Origin of the sequence: Lactobacillus helveticus, from assembly GCF_046109915.1 — a bacterium.
Lineage (GTDB): Bacteria > Bacillota > Bacilli > Lactobacillales > Lactobacillaceae > Lactobacillus > Lactobacillus helveticus.
In genome coordinates this window covers 337,037-361,966 of sequence record NZ_CP151471.1, presented here as the reverse complement: position 1 = coordinate 361,966, position 24,930 = coordinate 337,037, and the positions used below count along the sequence as shown (strand labels likewise).

Here is a 24,930-nt window from a genome sequence, read left to right as displayed (position 1 = left end):
AAACCTAAGCTAATGGCTTGGGTTTATTTTTTTTGCCAAAATTTTAGTTAATTCATCTTCAAAAACTGGCAGCCATTTTTCTAAATATCCTGCTCGCGTTGGATGAATTTCATCAGCCATGTAAAGAGCTGGTTGGTCTTTAAAATCAGGATTATTATATAAATCCAAGACTTCAATATTCCATTTTTGAGCCAATTGATGTGCTGCTTTTACCATTTGTTCATATAACTTATTTTCAAAATATGGATTAGTATAAATCATAATTGGACAATGCCATGTAGCTTGAGCTTGACTGATGATATACTCCATCGCACCGATGATTGTTTGCGTATCAAAATGGTCATCATCACTAACTTTGCCTAATTTCTGGTTGGTACGTGCATCATTAGTAGAAAGCTGTAAAACCAACATATCAATTGGAGTTTTAAGATTTTCCTTGAAACGAGCAACATAGGAATCACCATGATAACTAGTGTCTTGATCTACTAATGTAGTTCCATTTTCCGCATCTTTAATGGCCGCAATGCCATCTTTTTTCCATAAATAATCAACGAAAGATTCACCTAAAGCCCCGAAGCCAAAAGTTACAGATGAGCCCAAAAATAGAATCTTTTTATTTCTAAGTGGGCTATCAATCGTTTTGACATTATTTAGGCTATATTTGCGACTGTTACCTGGTAAATATGCTAATTCTGTATAGGCTCTTTGATGCAAGGGATGCTCATCTAAGTCCATACGTAATTCATTAAGAGCGATATCGGATAGATCATTATTTTGTCTAATTGGAATTAAAAAAGTTTCGTTACTCATTGTTTTCCCTTTCTTTATCGATATAAGGTTTTATTACTTCCCAATCTTTTACAATATCATCGCTTAATTTACGATTATAAAAAACTGCTGCAGGGTGATATTCCGGAATGACCGTGTACTTCTTTTTTGACCAAACATAGCCATCTTTAGCTGTATTAAGTTCAAGGATTGGTGTGTTTTCAATAACTTTGCCATGTTCAGCCGAAATTTTGTGACCTGGGCCAAGTAATCGTTCTAAGCCAGTGTTTCCTAAAGCAACAATAATCTGAGGATCCGCATAAGATATTTCATAATCAAGAAATGGTGCATGCGCGAGTACTTCTTTTTTAGTTGGTTTACGATTAGGTCTTTTAATTACCTCTTTATTTTCTCGTTTGCTGAAAACTTTTTTCACGCTAAATGGACGGCTACGAACCGCACTAGTGATATAAACCTGATCTCGTGATAAACCAGTTTGCTTCAAGGATTTATCCAGTTCTTTGCCGGCATCACCACTAAATGGGATATTGTTAACAATCTCATTACGTCCTGGTGCTTCACCGACAATCCTTAACAAGGGATGCTTTGGTCCACTACCTGAATTTATTCCTTCCAAGCGCATGCCTTTAGACCGTTCTTTTACTTCCTCTAATAATTTCTTAGGATAATCCATCATCTCACCTGATTTCTTTTTTAATATATTTATTATAATATTAATCAAAAATATTTTACATTTAAAAGAAACATAGTATAATATAATCAATTTAATATAAATTAAAAGCCGCCATTGTGGATAAATGGCGGCTTTCGCTTTAATTCCACACTTAGCATCTATCTTTGTGAAATTCACTTCACAATAGCAATTTATTGATATAATGGCATTTTTATCCCATTTAATCAGACATTGTGATATATTTTTGATGTTACACAGAAGTTTCACCTAGCTGCTTTTCACAATTTGTAAATATAATAACAGTTGTATAAAATTAATATATAAAATTCTTGTAAAAACAAAAAAGCTAGTTCCAAATGGAACTAGCTTCTTCATATCGACGTTATGATTAACGACGTGCTTCAGCAATTCTTGCTGACTTACCGTGACGTTCACGTAAGTAGTAAAGCTTAGCACGACGTACACGACCATGACGCTTAACTTCAACCTTAGCAACACGTGGGTCGTTAACTGGGAAGGTTCTTTCAACACCAACACCTGAAGCAATCTTACGAACAGTGTAAGTAGCACCGATGCCAGTACCCTTCTTCTTAATTACAACACCTTCGAACAACTGAATACGTTCGTGAGTACCTTCAACAACACGTACGTGAACAGTAACAGTATCACCTGCACGGAAAACAGGAATATCGTCACGAATTTGTTCTTTAGTCAATTCTTGAATTAATGGATCCATAATATATTTTTCTCCTTCTTCGGCATTCATTCACGCACCAGCGCCAGCGGAACACCCATAACTTTATTTAATGGCATTTGCCACGAAGAATAGTTTAACAAATCAAGCCAGCTTAATCAAGCTCTGACTTAATTTCTTCAAGCATTTTCTTTTCTTCATTAGTAAGCTGGCGATCTTCTAGCATGTCTGGACGGTGAAGATAAGTAGCCTTAAGTGCTTCTTTATGACGCCACTCGGCTATCTTTTGATGATTTCCACTAGTTAATACTTCAGGTACTTTCTGCCCTTCAAAATCAGCTGGGCGTGTATATTGCGGATATTCTAATAAACCATGTGAGAAACTCTCTTCAACTGGGCTGGCAGCATTACCTAAAATGCCAGGCAAAAGACGTACAGTAGCATCAATCATGCTCATGGTTGGAAGCTCTCCCCCAGTTAACACATAATCACCAATTGAAACAGTCTCATCAGCTAAGTCGTAGACTCTTTGATCAAAGCCTTCATAGTGACCACAAATAAAAGTTAATTCATCTTCTTTGGCCCAATCTTGAGCTATTTGTTCATTAAAAGTCTTTCCCTGAGGGGCAGTGATAATTACCTTGCCAGTAGAAGGTAAAGAATCCAAAGCCTTTTTTATTGGCATAATTTGAAGCACCATGCCAGCACCACCACCATAAGGAGTATCATCAACATGATGATGTACATCTGTTGTGAAATCACGGAAATTAACTAAATTTAGATCCCACTTGCCATCTTCTAGACCATGCCCTAACATTGAGACCTGCAAAGGCGTAAACATATCTGGGAAAAGTGTTAATACATTAATCTTCATCCCGTAACCCCTCCATTAACTCTACATAAACCTTTTTGGCAGCTACATCAACTTTTTTAACGACATCGGCAATATTGGGAATCCAATATTCTTTACCGTCATCTTCATGCACAAGCCAAATATCATTTGCACCAGGAGACTGGATATCAACAATTTTACCGATTCTTTTACCAGTTTCTTCATCAATTACATCACAATCAAAAATGTCTTTATAATAATAAACGCCATCAGGCAATTCGCCGCGATCTTCTTCACTTACTACTAAAATCTGGCCACGCAATTTTTCTGCCTGATCAATATCGGTAATCTCTTTAAATTGAATCAACCAAGATTGTTTAAAAGGGCGACTTTTTTCAACCGTTAATGTGCGGTTAGTGTCACTTCTGAGTGATAGGTGCATCCCTTCAGTAAAACGCTCTTCAGGGAAGTCTGTAATCACATTAACCTTAACTTCTCCATTTAGTCCATGAGTCGTCAAAATTCGCGCGACATCAAAATATTCCATATATTTCTCCTTTTTAAGTAAGAAAAAAAGCTTGAGCACTTAGCATCAAGCTTTTAATCATCACAAGATTACTTGTTGTATTTTGCGTCGTGCAACTTAGTCATCAAGCCTGCACCTGAAAGAAGTGATCTTACAGTATCTGAAGGTTGTGCACCCTTTTGTAACCAATCAAAGATCTTGTCTTCATCAAGCTTCAATTCCTTTGGTTGTGAAACTGGGTTGTAGTAACCAACTTGTTCGATGAAACGACCATCACGTGGCATACGTGAGTCTGCAACAACGATTCTATAGAATGGCTTTCTCTTGGCACCAGCGCGGTGCATACGAATTTTAACTGACATAAATTAATTTCCTCCTAAAACTTAACAATTAATAATATACCACCAAAACAAATAGGTGTAAAGTGTTTTTCCTTAACACCCTTTATTTTTTATGAATGGAATCTCTTAATCTTACGCATACGCTTCTTTTTGTTCTTCTTAAAGTTCTTATTCAGGCGTCTCATAGCCATCTTAGCCATTGGTGAATCCATACCTGGCAAGTTGCTTAACCCCTTCATGTTTCCTTTAGTCATCTTGCTCATCATATCGCGCATTTGCTTAAATTGCTTAATCATGCGGTTAACTTCTACAACAGGACGACCAGAACCAGCAGCAATTCTTCTTCTACGACTTGGATTCAAAAGATCAGGATCTTCTCGCTCTGCTTCAGTCATTGAATAAACAATGGCAATAGTATGGTCGATTTGTTTTTGATCAACATTAAGATTCTTTAATTGAGGATTATTTGCCATTCCAGGAATCATCTTCATAATTTGATCAAGTGGACCCATTTTTTGCACTTGCTTCAATTGATCAACAAAGTCATTGAAGTCAAATGTATTTTCACGCATCTTTTCAGCGACTTTTTCAGCTTCCTTGGCATCGTAATCTTGTTGTGCCTTTTCAATTAAGGAAAGCATGTCACCCATACCAAGAATTCTGGAAGCCATTCTATCTGGGTGGAAGATATCTAAATCACTTAATTTTTCACCTTGACCAGTAAACAGAATTGGCTTACCAGTAACTGCACGAATTGAAAGTGCAGCACCACCACGAGTATCACCATCTAACTTGGTCAAAATTACGCCAGTAACGTCAAGACGCTCATCAAAGCCTTTAGCAACATCTGTAGCTGCCTGACCAGTCATTGCATCAACTACCAAAAGAATGTTGTCTGGTTGTGCAACCTTCTTAACACGCTCCAATTCTTCCATCAATGGTTCATCAATTTCCAAACGCCCGGCGGTATCGATTAAGACATAGTCATTCTTGTTTTTATCAGCTTCAGCTAAACCATCTTGAACAATTTTAGCAACGTCTTTTTCGCCATCTTCACTAAAAACAGGCACCTTTAATTGTTCACCAATTTGCTTTAACTGATCAACAGCAGCAGGACGATAAATATCTCCGGCAATTAAAAGTGGACGAGCTTTTTGCGTCTTTTGTAAATGATATGCTAATTTACCAACGGTAGTAGTCTTACCAGTACCTTGCAAACCAACCATCATAATAATAGTTGGAATATGCTTAGACTTATTTAAAGGAACTGCCTCTTCACCCATCATCTTCGTCAATTCTTCATTAACGATCTTAATTACTTGTTGACCTGGGTTTAAGCTTTCTTGAACCTCTTTGCCGAGAGCTTCTTTCTTAATAGTCTTAATAAAGTCCTTAACAACTTTAAAGTTAACATCGGCCTCGAGCAATGCTAGTCGAATTTCACGACTTGCCTTATTAATGTCTTCTTCTGAAACTTTACCTTTACCAGTTAAATTTTTTAATGCTTTTTGAATTCTTTCACTTAAATTTTCAAAAGCCATGGGTTTACTCTCCCCTCAATTGATTTAATAAATTGGTTATTTCTTTTTTAGCAGTTTTACTATCATTATTATCTATCGACAAAAGTGCATCCGCCAGCACATCCTCAATATGATTATTATCGCGCCGCATATGCAATTTTGCTTCATAATTTTGCAAAATCTTGCTCGAGCGCTTTAAATTATCATAAATAGCTTGTCGAGACACATCATGATTGACCGCAATCTCACCTAATGATAGATCATTATAATAATAATCTTCAAAATAAGATTGCTGTCCCTTAGTTAATAAAGAACCATAATAGGCATATAAGTCGCCTAATTCTTCATTTTTAGTTAATTCATCCATTAATTTTCACCAGTCTTTAGTATATCAAAAAAATGATACTACCAAAAATGTTAATTGCTATTTATGCTATATAAAGGAAATTTATCTTTTTTCTCACTAAAACACAAAATTTTAACTACTTTCAGTTGATTTTTTAACTTATTTTTAATTATAATTAAGTAATCTTATTTTAAACATAAAGGGGAGTTGTATTGTGAATCTTTGGCAACGAATGAACAAAAAAGAAGATCCACGTGTTTATGAAAATAAAGATGGACACTTGGTTCGATCATTAAAGGTTAAAGATTTCTTAGCCTTAGGGGTTGGGACTATCGTCTCTGCCTCAATCTTTACCTTGCCTGGTGAAGTTGCTGCCCTACACACCGGACCAGCGGTTGCAATTTCATTCATTTTGGCTGCAATTGCTGCCGGTTTGGTAGCTTTTGCTTACGCTGAAATGGCCGCTGCCATGCCATTTGCAGGATCCGCTTATTCATGGATTAACGTAGTATTTGGAGAATTCTGGGGCTGGGTAGCCGGATGGGCTCTTTTAGCTGAATACTTTATTGCTTCGGCGTTTGTTGGATCTGGTCTTTCCGCCAACTTTAGAGCATTGATCGCGCCTATGGGATTAAAGCTACCAGCTTCTTTATCCAATGCTTTTGGTACCAATGGTGGAATTATTGATGCAATTTCACTTATTTCTATCCTATTAGTAGCACTCTTAATTAGTCATGGGGTATCAAGAGCTGCTCGTGTAGAAAATGGATTAGTTGTTCTTAAAGTTTTAGCTATCTTGCTCTTTATTGTAGTTGGTTTAACTGCATTAAAGGGTGCTAATTTTACACCATTTATTCCTAAATATCGTCCTACTGCCCATGGACCATTTGGTGGTTGGCAAGGAATCTATGCTGGTGTATCAATGATTTTCTTGTCTTACATCGGCTTTGACTCTATTGCAGCTAATTCTGCAGAAGCTATTAATCCGCAAAAAACAATGCCTCGTGGTATTTTAGGTTCATTGGCTATTGCTGTTACGCTTTTTGTAGGCGTAAGTTTAATATTGATCGGTATGATGCCATACAAGATGTATGCTAACTCTGCAGAACCTGTTGGTTTGGCTTTGCGTTATGCTGGGCACCCAATTGTTGCTGTAGTTGTTCAAACTATCGCGGTTTTGGGAATGTTCACTGCATTGATCGGAATGGGTATGGCAGGTTCAAGATTAATCTATTCATTTGGTCGCGACGGGATGCTACCTAAATGGTTAGGTAAGTTAAATTCTGACCGTCGTCCTAATAATGCACTTTGGACTTTGACCATTGGCGGTATTTTGCTTGGTGCTTTCTTCCCATTCTCCATGCTGTCTCAATTAGTTTCAGCAGGTACTTTAATTGCTTTCATGTTTGTATCATTGGGCATCTACAGATTACGTCCACGTGAAGGCAAGGATATTGATGATCCATCATTTAAGATGCCATTTTACCCAATATTGCCCGCTTTAGGATTCTTAGCTGCATTAATCGTCTTCTTAGGTTTAGACTATCAAGCTAAACTTTACGCCGGCATTTGGTTCATATTAGGTTTAATTATTTACTTCTGCTATTGCATTCATCACTCAGTTTTAGATAAGAAAAAATAATTTCTAATAAAAAAGGCTCTTTGTCAAATCCTGTTGATAGAGAGTAAATGAATAGAATCAGGCAGTCATTAAAAGGCAGTTTGGTTCTTTTTCTACCTTAAGTCAAGTAATATCAATAATTTAATAGATTATTTTATTAGAATTATTGGTACGAATGAAGCTAATTGAAACTGTCAAATCTTTTGTGTAAATAGATCTTTCTCATAGATTGATTTTTTATTCTTTATTTAATCAAAGTAAGATTCTAAGGTGTCCTGAACCTGACCAAAGCCTTTGTGAATTCGGTTGAAGTAGCGGTCATTGTAACTCATTGCTTGAATGCCAATAAAAGTATCAAGCGACTGTTCAGTCGGAAACTCTGCTTTAGGCTTAGCCTTGCGCTTAATGACGCTGTTAAAAGATTCAATCATGTTGGTAGAGTAAATTGAAGCTCTGATCTGCTTAGGATAATTATAGAAGACCAGCAGGTCCGGCTCGATGTCTTTCAGGTTTCTTATGACATGATTATAACTCTTGTCCCATTTGGCATAGAAGGCATGCAATACATCAACAGCAGCTGCTTTATTGGCTTGCTGGTGAATCTGCTTGAATTCGTTCATAATTGCCTCGCGATCCTCCACGCGTACTTTAGCGCAGATATTACGCATGACATGAACCAAGCAACGCTGGAAATGAGCTTGAGGATAGGTCTTTGCCAGTGCTGTCTTCATGCCCACAACGCCATCTGAAAGAAAAAGCTCTACTTGCTCTAAGCCGCGAGACTTCATGCTTTGGAGCAGCTCCGTCCAGACTTCAATGTTTTCATTGGGCGCAATGCAGTAGTCGATAACTTCCTTTTGGCCATTAGGTTTGATGCCAATGGCAATATAGACAGCTTCACGTTCAAAAGTTTCTCGGCGCAGAGGAACGTAGGTAGCGTCTAGATAAACGCAGAAGAACTTATCGCTAAGCTTACGCTTGTGATAGGCCTCTACCTTGGGGATCATCTGCTTAGAAATATTGGATACTTGAGCGGGGCTGTAATGGCTGCCATACATTTTTTCAATCAAATCAGCTATCTCTCTGGTAGTTACACCTTTAGAGTAAAGCTTGATGATCATGTTTTCCAAGACATCGGAGTGCTGCTTGTAGTCAGGCAGCGTGTGCTGATGAAACAGGCCGTTGCGGTCTCGTGGCACCTGGATTTCAATTTTGCCAAACTGCGTATCCACCTTGCGAAAGTAAGCACCATTGCGTGAATTGCCGGTATTCCAGCCGTCTCTTGCATAAGGATTATAACCTAAAAAGGCAGTTAATTCAGCTTCTAACAAGTCATTAACTGCTTGTTGTAATTCTTTACGCAATAAATCATTAATTTTGTCTTGATTGAATAGAGCTTGAGCCATATTTTTGGTAAAATCATTCATGAAGGAGTTCTTCTTTCTGTATGTGTTTTTTGTTCAAACCAATCATACGAGAAAGGAACTCCTTTTTCTAATATTTTAAGAAATTAATTTAAGGAATCATTCATCCTTACACAAACTATTTTACAGTCTCAGCTAATTAAGTTAGAAAACTAAATTTATTAATAATTATATGTAACACAAATAAGCCTATGAGTACTTGTAGTTTTTTCATAGGTTGTTATACTGAAGTTGATCATTTGATTTCAACTAAAGTCTTTGGTTATGTGTGGCTACGTTGTAATCATATAATTGATCATGTTTGATAAGAGCAAACATTGTACGTATCAGTTTATGAACTGATGCAATGGCGATTTTCTTATAGCCCCGGCTATTTGAAGATCGTTTTTTCTTATCATAATAATCAGTGATATGACAAGGCTGAGTAGCTTTGACAGTTTCCATTTGAGTAATTGTTCGATAAAGAATCTTTCTAGCTAAGTGATTGCCATGTTTGGTTATTCCTAAATGACTGTCCTTTTCACCTGATTGATAGCGGCCTGGATCAATGCCAACAAAGGCATCAATTTGGGCTGAAGTATCAAACCGTCTTAAATCACCTAATTCGGCTACCAACCTAACAGCAGTAGTTTTGGCAATGCCAGGAATACTCTCATAGATATTCAAAGACCGTGCATTTGCTTGCATAGCAAGCTTTTCCATATAATTGATCACATTATCTCTTTCGGCACTTAGAGAAAGCAAATTGGCAATATTACGCTGAATTGCTCGAATAGTAATACTGCTTTCATTGTCATATGGATAAGCTTGTCTGGCTAAGGCATAGAGCCTAGTTGTTAAATAATGAGCTCTTTGTCTGCCAATTCCTGAAATGGCCAACAAACTTTGAAAGACCTGGTTTTCATTGTGATTTAAAACATATTGGGCATGCGGGAATAAGCTGACAATCGTCCAATAAACTCTGCCAGATGAAGTTGAAAGGATACTCTCTATCTGAGGAAAAGTAGACTGCAAATTACGATGGAGCTGATTTTTATTGATTATCAGGGCTTGAGTAAGCTCTTCGTAATAACGACTCGCATTTTGCAGTTCATGATATTCCTTAGGTTGAGGAGCACGCAATTTTTGTGGCGCATTGAATTGAATTAAAGCTAACCGATAAGCATCAACTTTATCGGTTTTATTATGCCTTAGATTATTGTCCATCAGCTTCTTAGCCTTTAAGGGATTAAGCTTTAAATACTTGATATGATAATCTTCTAAAAAAGCCTGTAAACTCAATGAATAAACTCCCGTAGCTTCAAAAACTACTAAAGGCGTGATCAAGTATTGATTTAAACGATCCAATAGATCTTGATAGCCAAAGGAATCATTAGTAATCTTAAAGGTTTCACCTTGCTTAATTCGATCAATTACTACACAAACTGTAGACGATTTACTGCTAACATCAATGCCAAAGATAATATTTTGTTTCATCATTCTAACCTCCAAGTGAAGACAAACAGTTTTATCAACCTATTAATTCTCATTTTCTGAACTCGGCATCAAGTGCCCACAGACTTCGAAGAGACTTATAAATAGGCGGTAAAGCAGTCCGTTTTCTTTGCGACGTTACACGTCCAAAAGAACCAAGACTTTATTTGCTTTATCTTCACTTTCTATTTTAGACAAAATAAAAAGTGCCAGATCATGAATCCGTCGATTCATAATCCAACACTAGGTTAGTATGTTTTCTTTAAACAAGTTTTCCTCTAAACGAATTCTGGTTAAGAGATTGGTAAAATTGGAATAGCCAAAAGCTGTTCGTTCGATTTGTTTGATTTTGCGATTGAAGCCTTCAAGACAGCCGTTAGAATAAGGCAGAGCTGCTCCGTTAAGCACAGCTGTTAGATTATGCTTAAAGGTTAATAGTGTTTTGTGCATTAAAGTTCCAATTTGATCTTGGCAGTTGATTAACGATTTGAGCTCATGCGTATTGCCAGTTTCAACGGCTTGAATAAAGCTTTGCATCAGGTTATATGAATTCTCTAAAGCAGTGCTGGTGTTAATGCCTTCTGTAACTACTTGTGCTTGAGTTAAGCAGTCTTTGTAATGCCAGTTGTAGCGAGGATGAATCTTTTCGAGTTCATCATACTTTTTTAAATATAGTTTCCAGGGAGATTTGAGCAGCTGATACTCTCTGGATTTCTTGTCAAAGGTCTTCATGACTTGGACTCTCAGTGAGTTGAAAGAACGCGTAAGCATTTGAATCATATGAAAACGATCGATGACAATCTGAGCGTTAGGAAAACAAGCTCTGACGATATCTTGATAGTAAAAATTAAGATCCATCGTTACCGTTTTAACGTTGGCTCTAGCTTGGGGTGAGAAACGACCAAAATATTTAAGCAGGGTCTTCTTATAGCGTGTTCTAAGAATCTGAACGACTTGATGATTGTCACCATTTAAACAGATAAAGTGCAGCTGACGATCAACGCCCTTGAACTCATCAAAAGCTAAATGAGCTGGCAAGTATTCATAGCTGTCAAGAAAATGATGCGAACAGCTGCCTAGAACTCTTTGGACGGTATTGACAGAGACATTGTTTTCTCTAGCAATGCTGGTCATGGAACTGTCTTCAGTCAAAGCAGATAATACCTTCAGTTTGGATGCATTAGAAATAGAGCAGTATTTGTTTACTAATTCTGATTGAGCCATTGACCAGCGATTGCAATCGCGACATTTAACTCGCTGTTTAGCTAGTCTGATAATTACCGGTAAACTTGCATTAGCTGTCAAATAGTGAATATTAGTAATCAAATGACCATTATGCAGGAGAGCCAAGGAGCCACAGCAAGGGCAAGCGGGTTGAATTAATTCGGCTTCATAGATTTTATGCTTTTGCAGTTTGATCGATTTATAGAAATAATCTTTAAAAACAATATTTTTATCTTTAATATCAAGCGCAAATTTAATACAATTATTTAAAGAGGACATAGTACACACCTTTACTTATAAAATGTTTAGTGGAATAGATTTTTTATTACAGAGGACTATGTCCTCCTTTTTTATTGCAATAAAAAACCTGTTAACAGCTTATCATATTGATAAGCAATCAACAGGAAAAATTATAGAGCCATAAAAATAAAAAAAATCAACTGTTTGTATGGTGAAATACAACAGTTGATCTTTTTTTGCTTAATTTTCTTCTTTTTCTAGCATTTTCTTTAAAACATTAACCAAACCCATAGTCTCATCTTTGCTAAGCATTTGAGTAATAGTTTGATCGGTTTCTACACGATGTTTTTCCACCTTTTTGCAGAGTTCTTTGCCACTTTCAGTAGAAATCACGGTACCATTATCATCGGTAACTAAATCTTTAGCAACTAGATTCTTTACTAATTCTTCTACTTTGTCTTTTGTTACATGAAGTTCTCTAGCCAACTTTTCATATGTCTTACCATGTTTATGGTGTTCCAACTCAATCAAAATTTCTAGTTCATTAGCAGTAATGTTAAAACTCTTTAAATCAGAGTCCATTTATTTTTCTACTTCGTTACTAAGTCTAGTAAAAAATGAGCCAATCGTACTTTCTGTCATCGTCTCAGGTCCTTTCAATTCAATAACTTAATTATACTAGTCTAAGAAAAAACAGCTCAACAAAGTTGAACTGTTTTTTGAATTTCAAATTAAAGATTTTCGTCCATATTGAAAGTTAACTTAGACATGTTAATGGAATCAATCATCATTTGACCCCAAAGCTTTTCAGTTTCCTTACGAGTATGAGCAACTGTCTTTTGGTTTTCCTTAGTCAAGTAATCAGTCAATTCTTCACCTGACTTGCCATCAGCACCCTTAATAATTTCTTCAACACGACCTCTGAAGTAACGGTTAAGTTCAATCAAGTAAGTTGTATCAAGTTGAACAAATTGTGGGTAATGACTTTCAACAAGTGCAGCAAATGACTTGTAGTACCACCATGCATCATTCATATTGTAATCCATTGAAGTATTGTTGTATGAAGGATCAGTATCGTTCATATTAGTAAAGAATGGTACAAATGGGGTAAAGGTTGGACCACCAATACATAACCACATAATAGCAGCACGATCAGCTGGCACATCACTTCTAATTTGCAAGATATGAGCATTTTGAGTACGGTTTAAACCAATCGGACGATAACGGTGCTTTTCTTCTTCAGTACCCTTGCCAAATGGATCATATGGAGTGTCTTGGTAGTGTGAACCCAATGCAAATTGGATGTCTTCCTTAGTGATCTTCTTAGCAGCTTTACGGATAAATGGAATATCACCATCTTGTGGATCTTGTTCAATTTCTGGATTAAACAACTTTTGAATGTACCATTGACGGTTAGTATTATAGTGACGATCTTGTTCAGTATAAGTACCGAAGATGTGGCGGAAATTCCAACCTTCGTGATCAGGGTTCAAGTGATGGTCTTCTACAAATTCTTGAATTCCTTCACTCCACATAAAGTAGTCAGGATTGTCAAAATCAACTTGTTCAATAGCTACACGGTTACCAGTTGCAGCATAGCAATCATCAGGAATTCGTTCAGCAACCCAGTGGTGACCAGTAACAATTTCCATGTACCAAATTTCATCTTTATCACTGAAAAGAACTGAGTTACCAGCTGGTGAACCATACTTAGCAATTAATTTACCCAAGTATCTAACACCATCTCTAGCTGAGTGAATGTATGGCAAAACTGAAGTTTGCATACAGTCTTCATCCAAACCATCCTTAACAAGTGGATCGAATGCTAAAGTACGTTCATTGCCATATGTTGATTCAGTACATGACATAGCAACGTTTTCTTCATTAATACCACTTTCATCGTAGTAACCACGATGCTTGTAATCTACATTTGGTACTGCAGGAACACGTTGTGCATCTTCTGGCAAATCCATTTCGAATTCATTAAGCCATGATTTAATGTGTTTCTTTTCACCATGACGAGCTGGTTCAATAATAAATTTTTGTGGGGTAATTGGACGGAATGTATCATCATTACGCGCAATCATTGTAGTACCATCAATTGAAGCATTTTTACCTACTAGAATGGTAGTACATGCACTATATTCTTTCATAAAATTCTCCTTATAACTATATATTATAATTTTACTTTATCACTAGACTAAGCCATGGAAAAGACCAATTGCATAATTTGCGGCATCAAAGTCTGCTAAATCTTCTGCTTTTTCGCCTAATCCTACTAGCTTAACTGGTAAGTTCATTTCATTACGGATAGCCAAAACTACCCCACCTTTAGATGAACCATCTAATTTAGTTAAAACAAGACCTGTCAATTTAGTTGTCTTATCAAAATCCTTAGCTTGAAGCAAAGCATTTTGCCCAGTTGAACCATCAAGAACCAATAATGTTTCAGTTGGTTGATCCGGCAAAAGTTTCTTAATTATTCTTTGAATCTTTTCCAGCTCAGCCATCAGGTTCTTCTTGTTTTGCAAACGACCAGCAGTATCAACTAACAGATAATCAGCGTTTTCCTTAATCGCACGTTCAGTTGCATCATACACAACAGAAGCAGGATCAGCTTTCTCTTTACCAGTTACTACAGGAACGTCAACACGTTTGCCCCATTCAACTAGTTGTTCAACGGCACCGGCTCTAAAGGTATCGGCTGCAGCCATAATAACTGACTTACCCTCATCCTTGAAGCGCTTAGCAAGTTTACCAATGGTAGTTGTTTTACCAGCGCCATTAACGCCAACAAACAGATAAACATTTGGTTTATCTTCGGGATGATAAATCAGCTTTTCATCTTCGCTGTTGCCATCTTTGTCATATAGGTCCACCAGTTTTTCAACGATAACCTTTTTCAGATCATCACGAGATTTAGCATTTTGCAATTTTGCCTCTTCACGTAATTCATCGGTTAGTTGCTCTGCGGTTTCATAACCTACATCAGATTCAATTAATAAATCTTCCAAGTCATCGAAGAAATCTTCATCAACAGTTCTAAATTTAGCAAAGAAAGCATTGAGGCGGGCACCAAAACCTTTATTGGTTTTTTCTAGTCCCCTTTCATAAAGTTCTTCTTGCGAAAAATCCTCATCTTCTTCTACTTCTTCAGTTTCTTCCTCTTCAGTAGTTTCAGATTCTTGAGGTTCTGGTTCTGCATCCTGTTTTTCTTCAATTTCAGTAGTTTCTTCAGATTCTGGCTCTTCCTCATCCTCTGCTACTTCTTCTGAAGCTTCAGACTCGTCATCCTCTTTAATAGGTTCTGTTTCTTCCTCTTGCTCACCAGATTCAGCATTTTCTTCAGGTTGTTCTTCCTGATTAGTTGCCTCACTATCTTCTTGTTCTTGCTCTACTTCATCTTGCTTTTCTTGTTCTTCTTTTTTCTCTTCTTCGTCATCTTTTTTACCAAAAAGCGACTTCTTAATTCGATCAAATAATCCCAATTATTTCACCCCATTTTTATTTTTCATTTCTTTTAATGATACTGATAATACTTGAGATACACCAGATTCTTGCATTACTACACCGTATAATTGATCTGCTTGTTTCATTGTTCCTCGTCTGTGAGTAATTACAATAAACTGCGTCTTCAAATCATACTTAAGTAAAAATTGAGCAAATCGAGTTACGTTTGCATCATCAAGTGCGGCTTCAACCTCATCAAGCAAACAGAATGGTACTGGATTTACCTGCAACATTGCAAATAATAAAGTTATCGCGGTTAATGCACGCTCACCACCGGAAAGTAAACTTAAGCGTTGCAATTTCTTACCAGGTGGTTGGGCAATAATTTCAATTCCTGTTTCTAACAAATTATTTGGTTCGGTTAATTCTAATTTGGCTTTTCCTCCACCAAAAACAAGTGGGAAAATATTTTTGAAGCTTTCAGCTACAGCTTCAAAGGTTGCCTTAAAGCGACTCTTAACTTCTTCATCTAATTCATTCATAGATTTTTCGAGATCATCGCGAGCTTTAAGCAAGTCATTTTGTTGACCATTCAAGAAATCATATCGCTTTTTAACGTCTTCATATTCTTGAATAGAATCCAAATTAACTGGACCAATATCTTCAATTGACATCCGATGCAACTTAACACTTTTGGCCAATTTATCTCGAGTTTCTTGATCATTTTTACCTTCAGCTTGAGCAATAGCTGCCTCAAAGGTCAAAGCATAATCATCTCGAAGAGTTTCTAAACGTTGGTCAATTAAACTATTAAACTTTGCAATTTTAACAGAATAATCTTCCTGTTCAATGGCCGCATCTTTACGCAAATCATAATTTCGACTAGCTACCTGGTCCAATTGATTAATTTGTGCATCAAATTGTCCTAATTGTGAACTAAGTTCATTCAATCTGTTTTGCAATTCTTCATGCTTTTGCTTAATTTTGGTCTTTTGATTCTTTAAATCGGCATTCTTTTTAACAGAAAGCTCTCCGTTTTGATTAAGACTGGCCAACTTTTCCTTTAAATCAGCAGCTTGTTTTTGATTATTATCAATTTGATTTCGCTTATCTTTTTCTTGAACGGCTAAGTTTTCTAACTTATTAGCAAAAACTGCAATTTGTGGATCTAACTTAGATAATTCACTTTGTACACGTTGACTTAAATTATTAAAGTTCTTAATCCGGGACTGCAATTCATTCATCCGACTCTTCTTCTCTTCGCCCTGCTTAGATAAAAGAGTCTGTTTATCATTTGCATCTGCAATCTGTTTTTGCAATTCAACTATATGATCATTACGCTCCTTTACACGTGATTCGTATAAAGTATTGGCATCTTGTAGCCGCTTAACTTCTTTTTCCTGATTTTGAAAAGAAATAGCTACTTCATTAATCGTTTGATTAATTTCTTGCAAAGAATCATGCAATTCTTGCAATTTTTTGTCTACTTCAACGCTTTGATCGACTAAAGCTTTTAATTGTGCCTGGTCTTCCTTAAAGGAGCTGATCAAACTTTTAATTTGTTGTTCTAGTTGATTGATTTCGGTTGCCGTTTGCAAAGGAGAGTTATTACGCAGGTTCTTTTGTCCACCAGTCATAGAACCACCTGGTGAGACTACATCCCCGTCTAAAGTAACTATGCGATAACGGCCGATCCGTTGAGAAATTGCCATCGCATTTTCGATCGAATCTACAATCACAACGCTGCCTAACAAATAATTAATTGCTGCAGTAATATTATGATCTGTCTTGCTTTCTACCAAATCACTGGCAATTCCCTTAAATCCATTGAAGGACTTCAAGGTCGTTACTGTCGATTGGGGAATTGTATATTGACGTAAGCCGTCTAATGGCAAAAAAGTGGCACGACCAGCTCTGCTGCGCTTCAATTGATTAATTGCATTCTTAGCACTGTTGCGGCTATCTGTAATCAAATCTTGAACGCCACCACCAAGCGCTGTAGTCATCGCTGCTTCCAGTTCAGCTGGAAAAGTAAGCAATTCCCCTACAGCACCAATTACGCCAGGAAAATCACTTAAGTGATTTAAGACATTACGAACACCGTAGTAATAACCCTCGTGACGTTTTTGAATGTTAATTAAAGCTTCATGACGTGCTTCAATTTTTTCCAATTTATTACGTTCATCATTAACTGTTTCTTGCAGACGTCTGATTTGTTCATTCAATTCCTTGCTTTGATCATTAGTCTCAGCAAAAGCAGTATTTTTATCCTTACGCTTAGCAGTTAAATTCTTGCCCTCAGTTCGCAGCTTTTCCAATTCTGCTTTGGCTTCAGTCAACTGCTTAGCCACATCATTGCTTTGATAAGTGGTGTCAGCCTTGCTGCGTTTTAATTCAGTATTTAAATTAATAACTTGATTATTAACTGCAGCTTGGTCTTGCAATAATTGAATATAGTCGTTACGACAATCTTCTAGTTTTTTATTTAATTCTTCTGGATTTTCGCTTAATTCTCCGATCAGCTTATCTCGTTTTTTTTGTAAGACCGCTTGTTGTTTTTTTAGACTAGCTTGATCTTTTTGCAAATTATCTAGATGAGCATTTAGTTCAACTAAACTCTTCTTCAAGGTTTCAACTTGATTTTGATATTCAATCTTAGTAGCATCATCAAACTGACGTGATTGTTCTGCCATTTGCAAATTGGCATTCAGATCAGACAATTGCTGCCCTAGCTTCAACAATTCATTTTGAACTTTTTCTCGTTCATCACGAATTTCTTGATATTCTGCACGCTTCTTAGAAACGGCATCTTGAGATTCCTTTACTTCAGCGTCTAATTTTGATAATAAGATTTTATTTTTATCAGCTGATTTTTGTACATCCTCTTTTTGCTTATTGATATCTTCAATTTCAAATGCTAATAAGCTTTTTAATTCTTTATCCAAACCAGCCTTTTGAAACTTGTATTCTTTAGCTAATGAACTTTGTTCATGAAGTGGCTCTAACCGGCCCTCAAGTTCCTTTACTAAGTCATTAATTCGAATCAAGTTATCCTGCGTCTTTTTAAGCTGGCCCTGTGCAGCTTCTTTTTGTTGTTTAAAGTGAAGTACGCCTGAAGCTTCTTCAAAGATCACACGGCGTTGTTCTGGACGAGAATTTAGAATTTGATCAACTCGTCCCTGTGAGATAATCGCCAAACTATTTTGTGATATACCCGAATCAAGAAAAAGAGTTCGTACATCCCGCATTCGCACTTGCTGTCCATTAATCAAAAACTCACTATCACCAGAACGCAAAATCTTTCTAGTAATTGAAACTTCATCCGCATCAAATGCTAATTCACGTTTTTGATTGTCAAAAATTAAGGTAACTTCAGCTTTATTTAGTGGTTTACGATACTGACTTCCAGCAAAAATGACGTCCTTCATGCTCATTCCACGAAGAGACTTAGCACTGGCCTCACCCATTACCCAACGAATAGCTTCAGTAATATTACTCTTACCACTACCATTAGGACCAACAATACCAGTTATTCCATCATTAAAATGAATGGTTGTTCTGTCAGCAAATGATTTAAAACCATCAAGCACTAATTCTGTTAATGGCACCTTTTAAAAATCCCCTTACTCTAATTTTTGTAAAGCTGCTTTAGCGGCTTGTTGTTCTGCAGCTTTCTTATTATGACCTTCACCTTGTGTTTGAACTTGATCATTGATCTTTAGCTCAACCACAAAGTGTGGTGGCAATTGTGATTCGCTAATGACTGAATATTCAATATTGACAGGTCCGTTTTGTTGCAACAATTCCTGCAAATCAGTCTTATAATCACGTGAGTCATCAAATTCACCCTTATCAATTAATGGATAAACGGTTAAATGTAAGAAATGTTGGACCGCTGGCATCCCTTGATCTAGGAATAATGCACCATTAAATGCTTCAAAAACATCTTCCAATAAAGTTTTACGCTTACGTGCACCAGCTTTTTCTTCACCATTTCCTAAGTGAATTTCATTTTGAAAACCACATTCAATCGCAAATTCAGAGAACCCTTCAGTTCTAACAATGTTAGATCTTAATCGGGTTAATTCTCCTTCATTCAATTTAGGATAATGACGGTACAAATAATCAGAAACAGCTAATTCAAGAACAGCATCACCTAAGAATTCCAATTTTTCATAATCACGAATCCCATCATTAGGATGTTCATTCGAATATGAAGAATGTGTAAATGCTTCTTCTAATAGCTTTTCATTATTAAATTCAATACTATATTCGTCTTTTAATTTCTTTAAAAATTTTGTACTTACCATAAAATTGCCCCTTTTATACCTTTAAATTATACCAGTTTTATACCTAAATTTTGAATGACAAAAAAGACTACTTCCAAAATTGAAGTAGTCTTTTAGAAAACTTATATTTTATCTTACTTGGCATAAGCTACATTGTACCAGTTAGGGAAGCCATTGCCCATAGAAGCTGATGGCTTAAGTGAGTAACCTGAAAGCTTCTTGTTAACTGCAGTAATAGTGTAGCTATTTGAAACTGGAATAACGTAAGCTTCGTCATCCATGTATTTTTGCCATTCATGGAATTTGTCCACTCTGTATTGATGGTTGAAGGCCTTTTGTGAGTCCATTTCTTCAAGAAGTTGATTATTCTTCTTGGTTACGAAACGTGAATAGTTCATTGGAGCCTTTTGACTGTAAAGGTCATTTGGTGATGGTTCACTTGAAAGCGACCAAGCACCCATGAACATATCAACTGATGGATCATCGTTTTGAACCTTGTCATAGAATGAGTTGAATTCGATCAAACGACCACCAGTCAACTTAACGTTCAAACCTTCCTTCTTCCATTGTTGGATGTAGTTTTGAACGATTGGTTCTTGGTTAGAACTACCAGTCATAGCAGCAAGACGAATAGTTAAAGGCTTACCATTAGGTTGTACACGATAAGTGCCCTTCTTCTTGAAGCCAGCTTTGTCCAAAATTTCGTTACCCTTCTTAATATTATAAGAGTAGCCCTTGACATCTTTATCGAAGTAGTCACCAAATTGCTTTGGAATTAAAGTCGGAACTCTAAAGCTTAAGCCATAAGTATAACGTTTAGCTACTTGATCAACGTTCATACCGTAACCAATAGCTTGGCGAAGAGCCTTGTTATTCATCTTGGAATTAGGATTCATAACATTTTCGCCCTTCTTAGCATCCCACTTACCTACTTTAAAGCCAAGGTATGAGTATGAAAGTGGAACAGTAGCGATAAAGTTAACGCCCTTAGTATTCTTAACATTTTGCCATTGTGAGTTGACAACTTGGATAACATCAAACTTATTGGACTTAATACTTTGAGCAACTGAATTAGGATTAATTACAGAAGCAGTGATCTTTGATAGCTTTGGCTTACCCTTGTAGTAATACTTGTTAGGTACCCAAGTAACAGATTGACCACGAACAACTTTTTCAAGCTTGTATGGACCAAAGAACAAAGGTCTCTTACGGATCTTATCGCTTGACATCAAGTCCTTGAATTTAACATCCTTTAAGTAGTGGTATGGAGCAGCAGCTTCCCAGATATAACCATTACCGCTGGTGTTCATACCAGGCTTCATAGTCTTAAAGTGAAGAACAACCTTACGGCCATTTTCACCATCTGGCATTTCAATACCAGAAATGGTATTCGACTTGCCATCATGATATTCTTGTAAACCAACCAAGTCAGCTAAAGCAGCAGTATAACGTTGTGACTTAGATTCTTTGTTAGCAATAATCTCGTAAGCATATTCGTAATCCTTAGCATTTACTTGCTTACCGTCTGACCACTTAACGCCTTTCTTAATGTTAATCGTTGCAGTTTTGGCCTTTTGGTCAATTTTAATAGTAGCTGCCCCTTTATCGTTATATACGTAGTGATCATCAGTACCGAAAAGTGATTCAGCACCATATTGCATTACTTCAGTATCAGTTGCAGAAGTTGAGAGTTCATCGTTGAAGATACCAGTAAATGGGGTATCAGTTTCAACAGCAACTTTAACAGTACCACCATTCTTGGCAGCCTTAGTTGGAACTGCTGAACTAAATTTAGCAGCAGTTGAAGCTTCGTTTGCATTAGAACCTGACTTACCACAAGCAGCTAATGTAAGTGCGACACCTGATAAAAGTGTAATACCAGCAAAAAGTTTTGACTTTTTCATTAGTAAAATTCCTCCAATACATGGAACAAGTTGACTAGTTCATATTATCACTATTACAAAAAAGTTACAATAGCATGAAAACGACGTAAGTGTCAATGTTTTTGCGGTAACCTAAAAACCATTAGTCTGACCTTAATTTCTTAATAATTTATGCGGTTTAGCATCCGATTGAATTTGCTTAAATAGCTGCTTCCAGCCGTTTGCGTTGTTAAAGCTCCGCGCTGTATGCCTAAATGACTTTCATGTCGCTTCTTTAGGCTATCACGGGCTGCCGCTTTTAATTCTTGCTCAGTTATTGCATTTATTTCTGAGCCTGCAAACTCGCTGCTTAGCCAATATTCCAGTTCATTGTTTTTGATGCAAGTCAGCACACGCAGAATCCCTTCGGCGCCATCCTCTGACCAGTATTTTCCTTGTCCTTTAACCCGATAGGTATACTTGCGGTGATTGCTTTCGCAGCAGCCTATTGCTTTAATTACTGGCAAATTGCGCATCTTAAACGGCTCAATATCAGCCCAGTGCCGATGAAGATAGCCGCGCAGACGCCTTAGGTTTTCATGATTTTCTGGCGTATTCAGTTCGTCAATCAGATTGCTTTCAATTGTATCTAAAATCACATCAGTCAAGCGACGATCGTACTTAAACTCAACTGCACTAATTAATTTGCCTTGCATAGCCGGCATAAAGCCCAGACGATCTTTAATCTTTTTATTCAAATGAAAGACATCCAAGAAGTGTTCGTGCTGCTTGCAGCGACCGACTATTTCATCAAAATCTTTTTTGGCATAGCCAGCGCCGCCATCGGCATTACTGATGATCAAAGTATCGCTTAAGTCATAGGTATTAGCTAAATAAGCTTTGATTTCTTGCAAGGCATTCAAGCGGCTTAAAGAAACGAACTCTTTGGCTTGAACTCTCTTTCTGCGCGTCTTGCTCACATTAATAATATCTTCACAGACTTGATAGCGGTGAAACTCCAGCCGCTTTTTGGTCCCTTTAATTACAACGCCATCGCCTTCAAGATAAAGCACTGGTACTTTTTTCTTTTGGGTAATGCCATCGTACCTTTCTTCAGACTGTTGCTGTGCCTTGATTTGCTTGCCCGCTTGAACAATCAGCTTACCAACTTGACTATGACTAATGTTAAAGCTAGACAGGGTATTAACAGCTAAGGCAGTATTGCGGTAAGTTGATACAGCACTAACCTGCAAAATATTTTTAACTGCTAAAACACTATAGCGCTTATACTTGTCATAGCCCATCAATTGATCCAACGGGTATTTTGCCTTCCTGCCTGGACAGACATATCTTCTGCGCCAGTAACTGATTTCGCCAAAAACTGTCACCACTGAACGCTTATTTTTCTTTTCAATCTGATAGCCTTGCTTTTTAGTTTCATCAACTAAACCAACATCAACTTCCTCTAGTGCCAGCTTCATCAACTCTCCAATCAGATCAAAGAAATAGCACATTAATGCCTTTTCACGGGCAAGAACATTATTTTCAGACTTAATAATTTTCACGATATCAGTTATAATAGATTCCATAAAAGACCAGCTTCTAATGTGTTTTTTTGGTTAACATCAGACTACTGGTCTTTTTGTTTTAGCTCAAGTCCAAATTCAACGGACTTGAGCTTTTTTTAATCCTTTATTCAGCTTACCGCAAAAAATTATACACTTAGAAAACGACAGGTATCTTTTTTAAGATATCTGTCGCTTTTTATGTTAGTTATTAGATTTTAATATGAAAGTTTATGTAAAGGATTATTTATTGTTTAGAATTTGGAGATTTTTTACTAATTTGGATAAATTACTTAGCGTAACCAACTTGGTACCATAATTGGTGACCGTTGTTGTTTTGTGATGGCTTAGTTGAGAAGCCTGTCAATTTACTGTTTACAGCACTGATGCTGTATGAGTTGCTCAATGGAACTACGAATGCTTGATCATTCATGTATTGTTGCCATTCATGGAATACCTTTACACGGTATTTACTATCAAATGACTTTTGTGAGTTCATTTCTTCAAGCAACTTATTGTTTTCTGGAGTTGCAAAACGTTCGTAGTTCATTGGTGAAGTTTCACCGTACATACTATCTTGTGATGGTTCAGAAGCCAATTGCCAAGCAGCTTGGAAGAAGTCAATATCTTTAGAATCGTTTTGAACTTTGTCGTAGAATGAGTTGAATTCCATCAGACGACCACCGGTTAACTTAACGTTAAGACCGATCTTGTGCCATTGTTGCAAGTAGTTTTGAGCAATAGCTTCAGCGTTTGGTGAACCTGACATGGTTGCAAAGTGAAGTACTAATGGCTTGCCATTAGGTTGTACACGCCACTTACCCTTCTTCTTGTAACCAGCCCTGTCCAATAATTGGTTAGCTTTCTTAAGATTGTAGTCATAGCCTTTAACTGAGCTATCGTGGTAAGCACCAAAGCCTTCAGGAATCAAAGTCTTGATATGGAAACTCAATCCTTGAGTATAACGTTTGTTAACTGCATCGACGTTCATTGCATAAGCAATAGCTTGACGTAATGACTTATTAGCAACCTTGGAGTCTTTATTCATTACGTTCTTGCCAGCCTTGGCATCGAACTTACCTACCTTAAAGCCAAGGTATGAATATGCTAATGGGACTTGAGCAACCCAGTTAACGTTCTTAGTATTCTTAACTTGTTGCCATTGTGAGTTAATTACACTAGCAATATCGAACTTGTGACTCTTAATAGCTTGTGAAGCTGAGTTAGGACTAACTACTTGAATAACAACCTTGTTAAGCTTTGGTTTACCTCTCCAGTAGTACTTATTTGGAACCCAGGTTACTGATTGACCACGAACAAGCTTATCAAGCTTAAATGGGCCAAAGTATAAAGGCTTCTTTCTGATTTGGTCACATGATTGAAGCTTATTAAATGGGACATCTTTTAAGTAATGGTATGGTGCAGCTGATTCCCAGAAGCAACCGTTACCACTGAAGTACATACTTGGTTTCATTTGCTTAAAGTGAATTACAATGGTACGACCATTCTCGCCATCAGGCATTTCAATACCAGAAATAGTCTTAGCTTTTCCTTCGTGGTATTCCTTCATACCTTCAATGTCTTCAAGAGTTGAATCATAACGTTGAGCTTGAGTCTTCTTGTTAGCCAAGATTTCGTATGGATATTCAAGGTCCTTCGCATTTACTTGCTTACCATCTGACCACTTAACACCCTTTTTAACAGTAATGGTTACTGTCTTAGCCTTACGGTCAAGCTTCATTGTGGCAGCACCTTTATTGTTGATCTTATATTGGTCATCGGTATCAAATAATGATTCTTCACCTGGAGCAGCTACGGTTGAATCATAAGCTGAAGTAGATAATTCATCAGAAAAGATTCCAGTAAATGGAGTATCTGTTTCCAAGGCTACTGTAACAGTACCACCTTGCTTGGTAGCTTTCTTTGGTGTTGCTGTTGGAAACTTCTTTGCTTCTTTAGCGTTGGAATTATTATTTTGTCCACTTTTACCACAAGCTACCAATGCTAAGGCAGCAGCAGATACAACTCCTACGGAACCTAAAACTTTTGATAATTTCATAT

20 protein-coding genes are annotated in these 24,930 nt (G+C 36.9%); 1 reads left to right on the top strand and 19 read right to left on the bottom strand.

All coding sequences use genetic code 11. The annotated features are described in order from the left end of the window. Positions 1–9: 9 nt before the first annotated feature. From AADV52_RS01930 to ylxM, 8 genes are all read right to left on the bottom strand, one after another. Entirely contained in the window at positions 10–810 is an 801-nt protein-coding gene (locus AADV52_RS01930; protein WP_014918615.1) for an SGNH/GDSL hydrolase family protein, read from the bottom strand. Continuing rightward, positions 803–1,462, bottom strand: a complete 660-nt coding sequence (locus AADV52_RS01925; RefSeq protein ID WP_014918614.1) for a uracil-DNA glycosylase — start codon at positions 1,460–1,462, stop codon at positions 803–805. The genes AADV52_RS01930 and AADV52_RS01925 overlap by 8 nt, the downstream gene beginning before the upstream one ends. 388 nt (positions 1,463–1,850) lie before the next feature. Next, positions 1,851–2,198 carry a 50S ribosomal protein L19 gene (gene rplS / locus AADV52_RS01920; RefSeq protein WP_014918613.1) on the bottom strand — a complete coding sequence of 116 codons (348 nt, stop codon included), beginning with the start codon at positions 2,196–2,198 and terminating at the stop codon, positions 1,851–1,853. A 112-nt stretch (positions 2,199–2,310) separates the two neighbouring features. Beyond that, positions 2,311–3,030 (bottom strand): tRNA (guanosine(37)-N1)-methyltransferase TrmD, encoded by a 720-nt coding sequence (gene trmD, locus AADV52_RS01915; RefSeq protein WP_014918612.1) that lies wholly within the window; start codon positions 3,028–3,030, stop codon positions 2,311–2,313. Then, on the bottom strand, positions 3,020–3,535 hold the full coding sequence (rimM, locus tag AADV52_RS01910) for a ribosome maturation factor RimM (protein WP_014918611.1): 516 nt from the start codon (positions 3,533–3,535) through the stop codon (positions 3,020–3,022). The genes trmD and rimM overlap by 11 nt, the downstream gene beginning before the upstream one ends. Positions 3,536–3,603: 68 nt before the next feature. Then, positions 3,604–3,876: a 30S ribosomal protein S16 gene (gene rpsP / locus AADV52_RS01905; protein WP_003627549.1), complete on the bottom strand. Its 273-nt coding sequence runs from the start codon at positions 3,874–3,876 to the stop codon at positions 3,604–3,606. An 89-nt stretch (positions 3,877–3,965) separates the two neighbouring features. After that, the gene (gene ffh, locus AADV52_RS01900) at positions 3,966–5,396 is read right to left on the bottom strand and encodes a signal recognition particle protein (RefSeq protein WP_014918610.1); all 1,431 of its coding nucleotides are present in this window, start codon (positions 5,394–5,396) and stop codon (positions 3,966–3,968) included. 4 nt (positions 5,397–5,400) lie between these two features. Next, positions 5,401–5,742, bottom strand: coding sequence for a YlxM family DNA-binding protein (gene ylxM / locus AADV52_RS01895; protein ID WP_003627552.1), 342 nt, complete (start codon positions 5,740–5,742; stop codon positions 5,401–5,403). A 193-nt stretch (positions 5,743–5,935) separates the two neighbouring features. Between ylxM and AADV52_RS01890 the strand changes: the two genes are divergently transcribed. Then, on the top strand, positions 5,936–7,363 hold the full coding sequence (locus tag AADV52_RS01890) for an APC family permease (protein ID WP_014918609.1): 1,428 nt from the start codon (positions 5,936–5,938) through the stop codon (positions 7,361–7,363). Between the two features lie 227 nt (positions 7,364–7,590). Here AADV52_RS01890 and AADV52_RS01885 read toward each other — a convergent pair whose 3' ends face one another. The 11 genes from AADV52_RS01885 to AADV52_RS01835 all read right to left on the bottom strand — a co-directional run bounded on the left by AADV52_RS01885 (position 7,591) and on the right by AADV52_RS01835 (position 24,928). Next, complete coding sequence (locus AADV52_RS01885; protein WP_126096176.1) at positions 7,591–8,769, bottom strand: IS256-like element IS1201 family transposase; 1,179 nt, start codon at positions 8,767–8,769, stop codon at positions 7,591–7,593. 246 nt (positions 8,770–9,015) lie between these two features. Beyond that, on the bottom strand, positions 9,016–10,245 hold the full coding sequence (locus AADV52_RS01880) for an IS110-like element ISLhe4 family transposase (protein ID WP_013854585.1): 1,230 nt from the start codon (positions 10,243–10,245) through the stop codon (positions 9,016–9,018). A gap of 237 nt (positions 10,246–10,482) precedes the next feature. After that, complete coding sequence (locus tag AADV52_RS01875; protein WP_014918605.1) at positions 10,483–11,742, bottom strand: ISL3 family transposase; 1,260 nt, start codon at positions 11,740–11,742, stop codon at positions 10,483–10,485. 201 nt (positions 11,743–11,943) lie between these two features. Further along, positions 11,944–12,285: a MarR family winged helix-turn-helix transcriptional regulator gene (locus AADV52_RS01870; protein WP_014918604.1), complete on the bottom strand. Its 342-nt coding sequence runs from the start codon at positions 12,283–12,285 to the stop codon at positions 11,944–11,946. Between the two features lie 149 nt (positions 12,286–12,434). After that, positions 12,435–13,856, bottom strand: coding sequence for a C69 family dipeptidase (locus AADV52_RS01865; RefSeq protein WP_014918603.1), 1,422 nt, complete (start codon positions 13,854–13,856; stop codon positions 12,435–12,437). 42 nt (positions 13,857–13,898) lie between these two features. Beyond that, a complete protein-coding gene (ftsY, locus tag AADV52_RS01860) occupies positions 13,899–15,191 on the bottom strand; it encodes a signal recognition particle-docking protein FtsY (RefSeq protein ID WP_014918602.1) in 1,293 nt (430 codons plus the stop codon). Next, on the bottom strand, positions 15,192–18,761 hold the full coding sequence (gene smc / locus AADV52_RS01855) for a chromosome segregation protein SMC (RefSeq protein WP_014918601.1): 3,570 nt from the start codon (positions 18,759–18,761) through the stop codon (positions 15,192–15,194). It lies immediately after the preceding gene. A 15-nt stretch (positions 18,762–18,776) separates the two neighbouring features. Then, positions 18,777–19,463 (bottom strand): ribonuclease III, encoded by a 687-nt coding sequence (gene rnc / locus AADV52_RS01850; RefSeq protein ID WP_003627561.1) that lies wholly within the window; start codon positions 19,461–19,463, stop codon positions 18,777–18,779. A gap of 113 nt (positions 19,464–19,576) precedes the next feature. Further along, on the bottom strand, positions 19,577–21,346 hold the full coding sequence (locus AADV52_RS01845) for an oligopeptide ABC transporter substrate-binding protein (protein WP_014918600.1): 1,770 nt from the start codon (positions 21,344–21,346) through the stop codon (positions 19,577–19,579). Positions 21,347–21,486: 140 nt separating this feature from the next. Beyond that, complete coding sequence (locus AADV52_RS01840) at positions 21,487–22,893, bottom strand: ISLre2 family transposase (protein ID WP_126096175.1); 1,407 nt, start codon at positions 22,891–22,893, stop codon at positions 21,487–21,489. 265 nt (positions 22,894–23,158) lie between these two features. Continuing rightward, positions 23,159–24,928: an oligopeptide ABC transporter substrate-binding protein gene (locus tag AADV52_RS01835; protein ID WP_014918599.1), complete on the bottom strand. Its 1,770-nt coding sequence runs from the start codon at positions 24,926–24,928 to the stop codon at positions 23,159–23,161. Positions 24,929–24,930 lie beyond the last annotated feature (2 nt).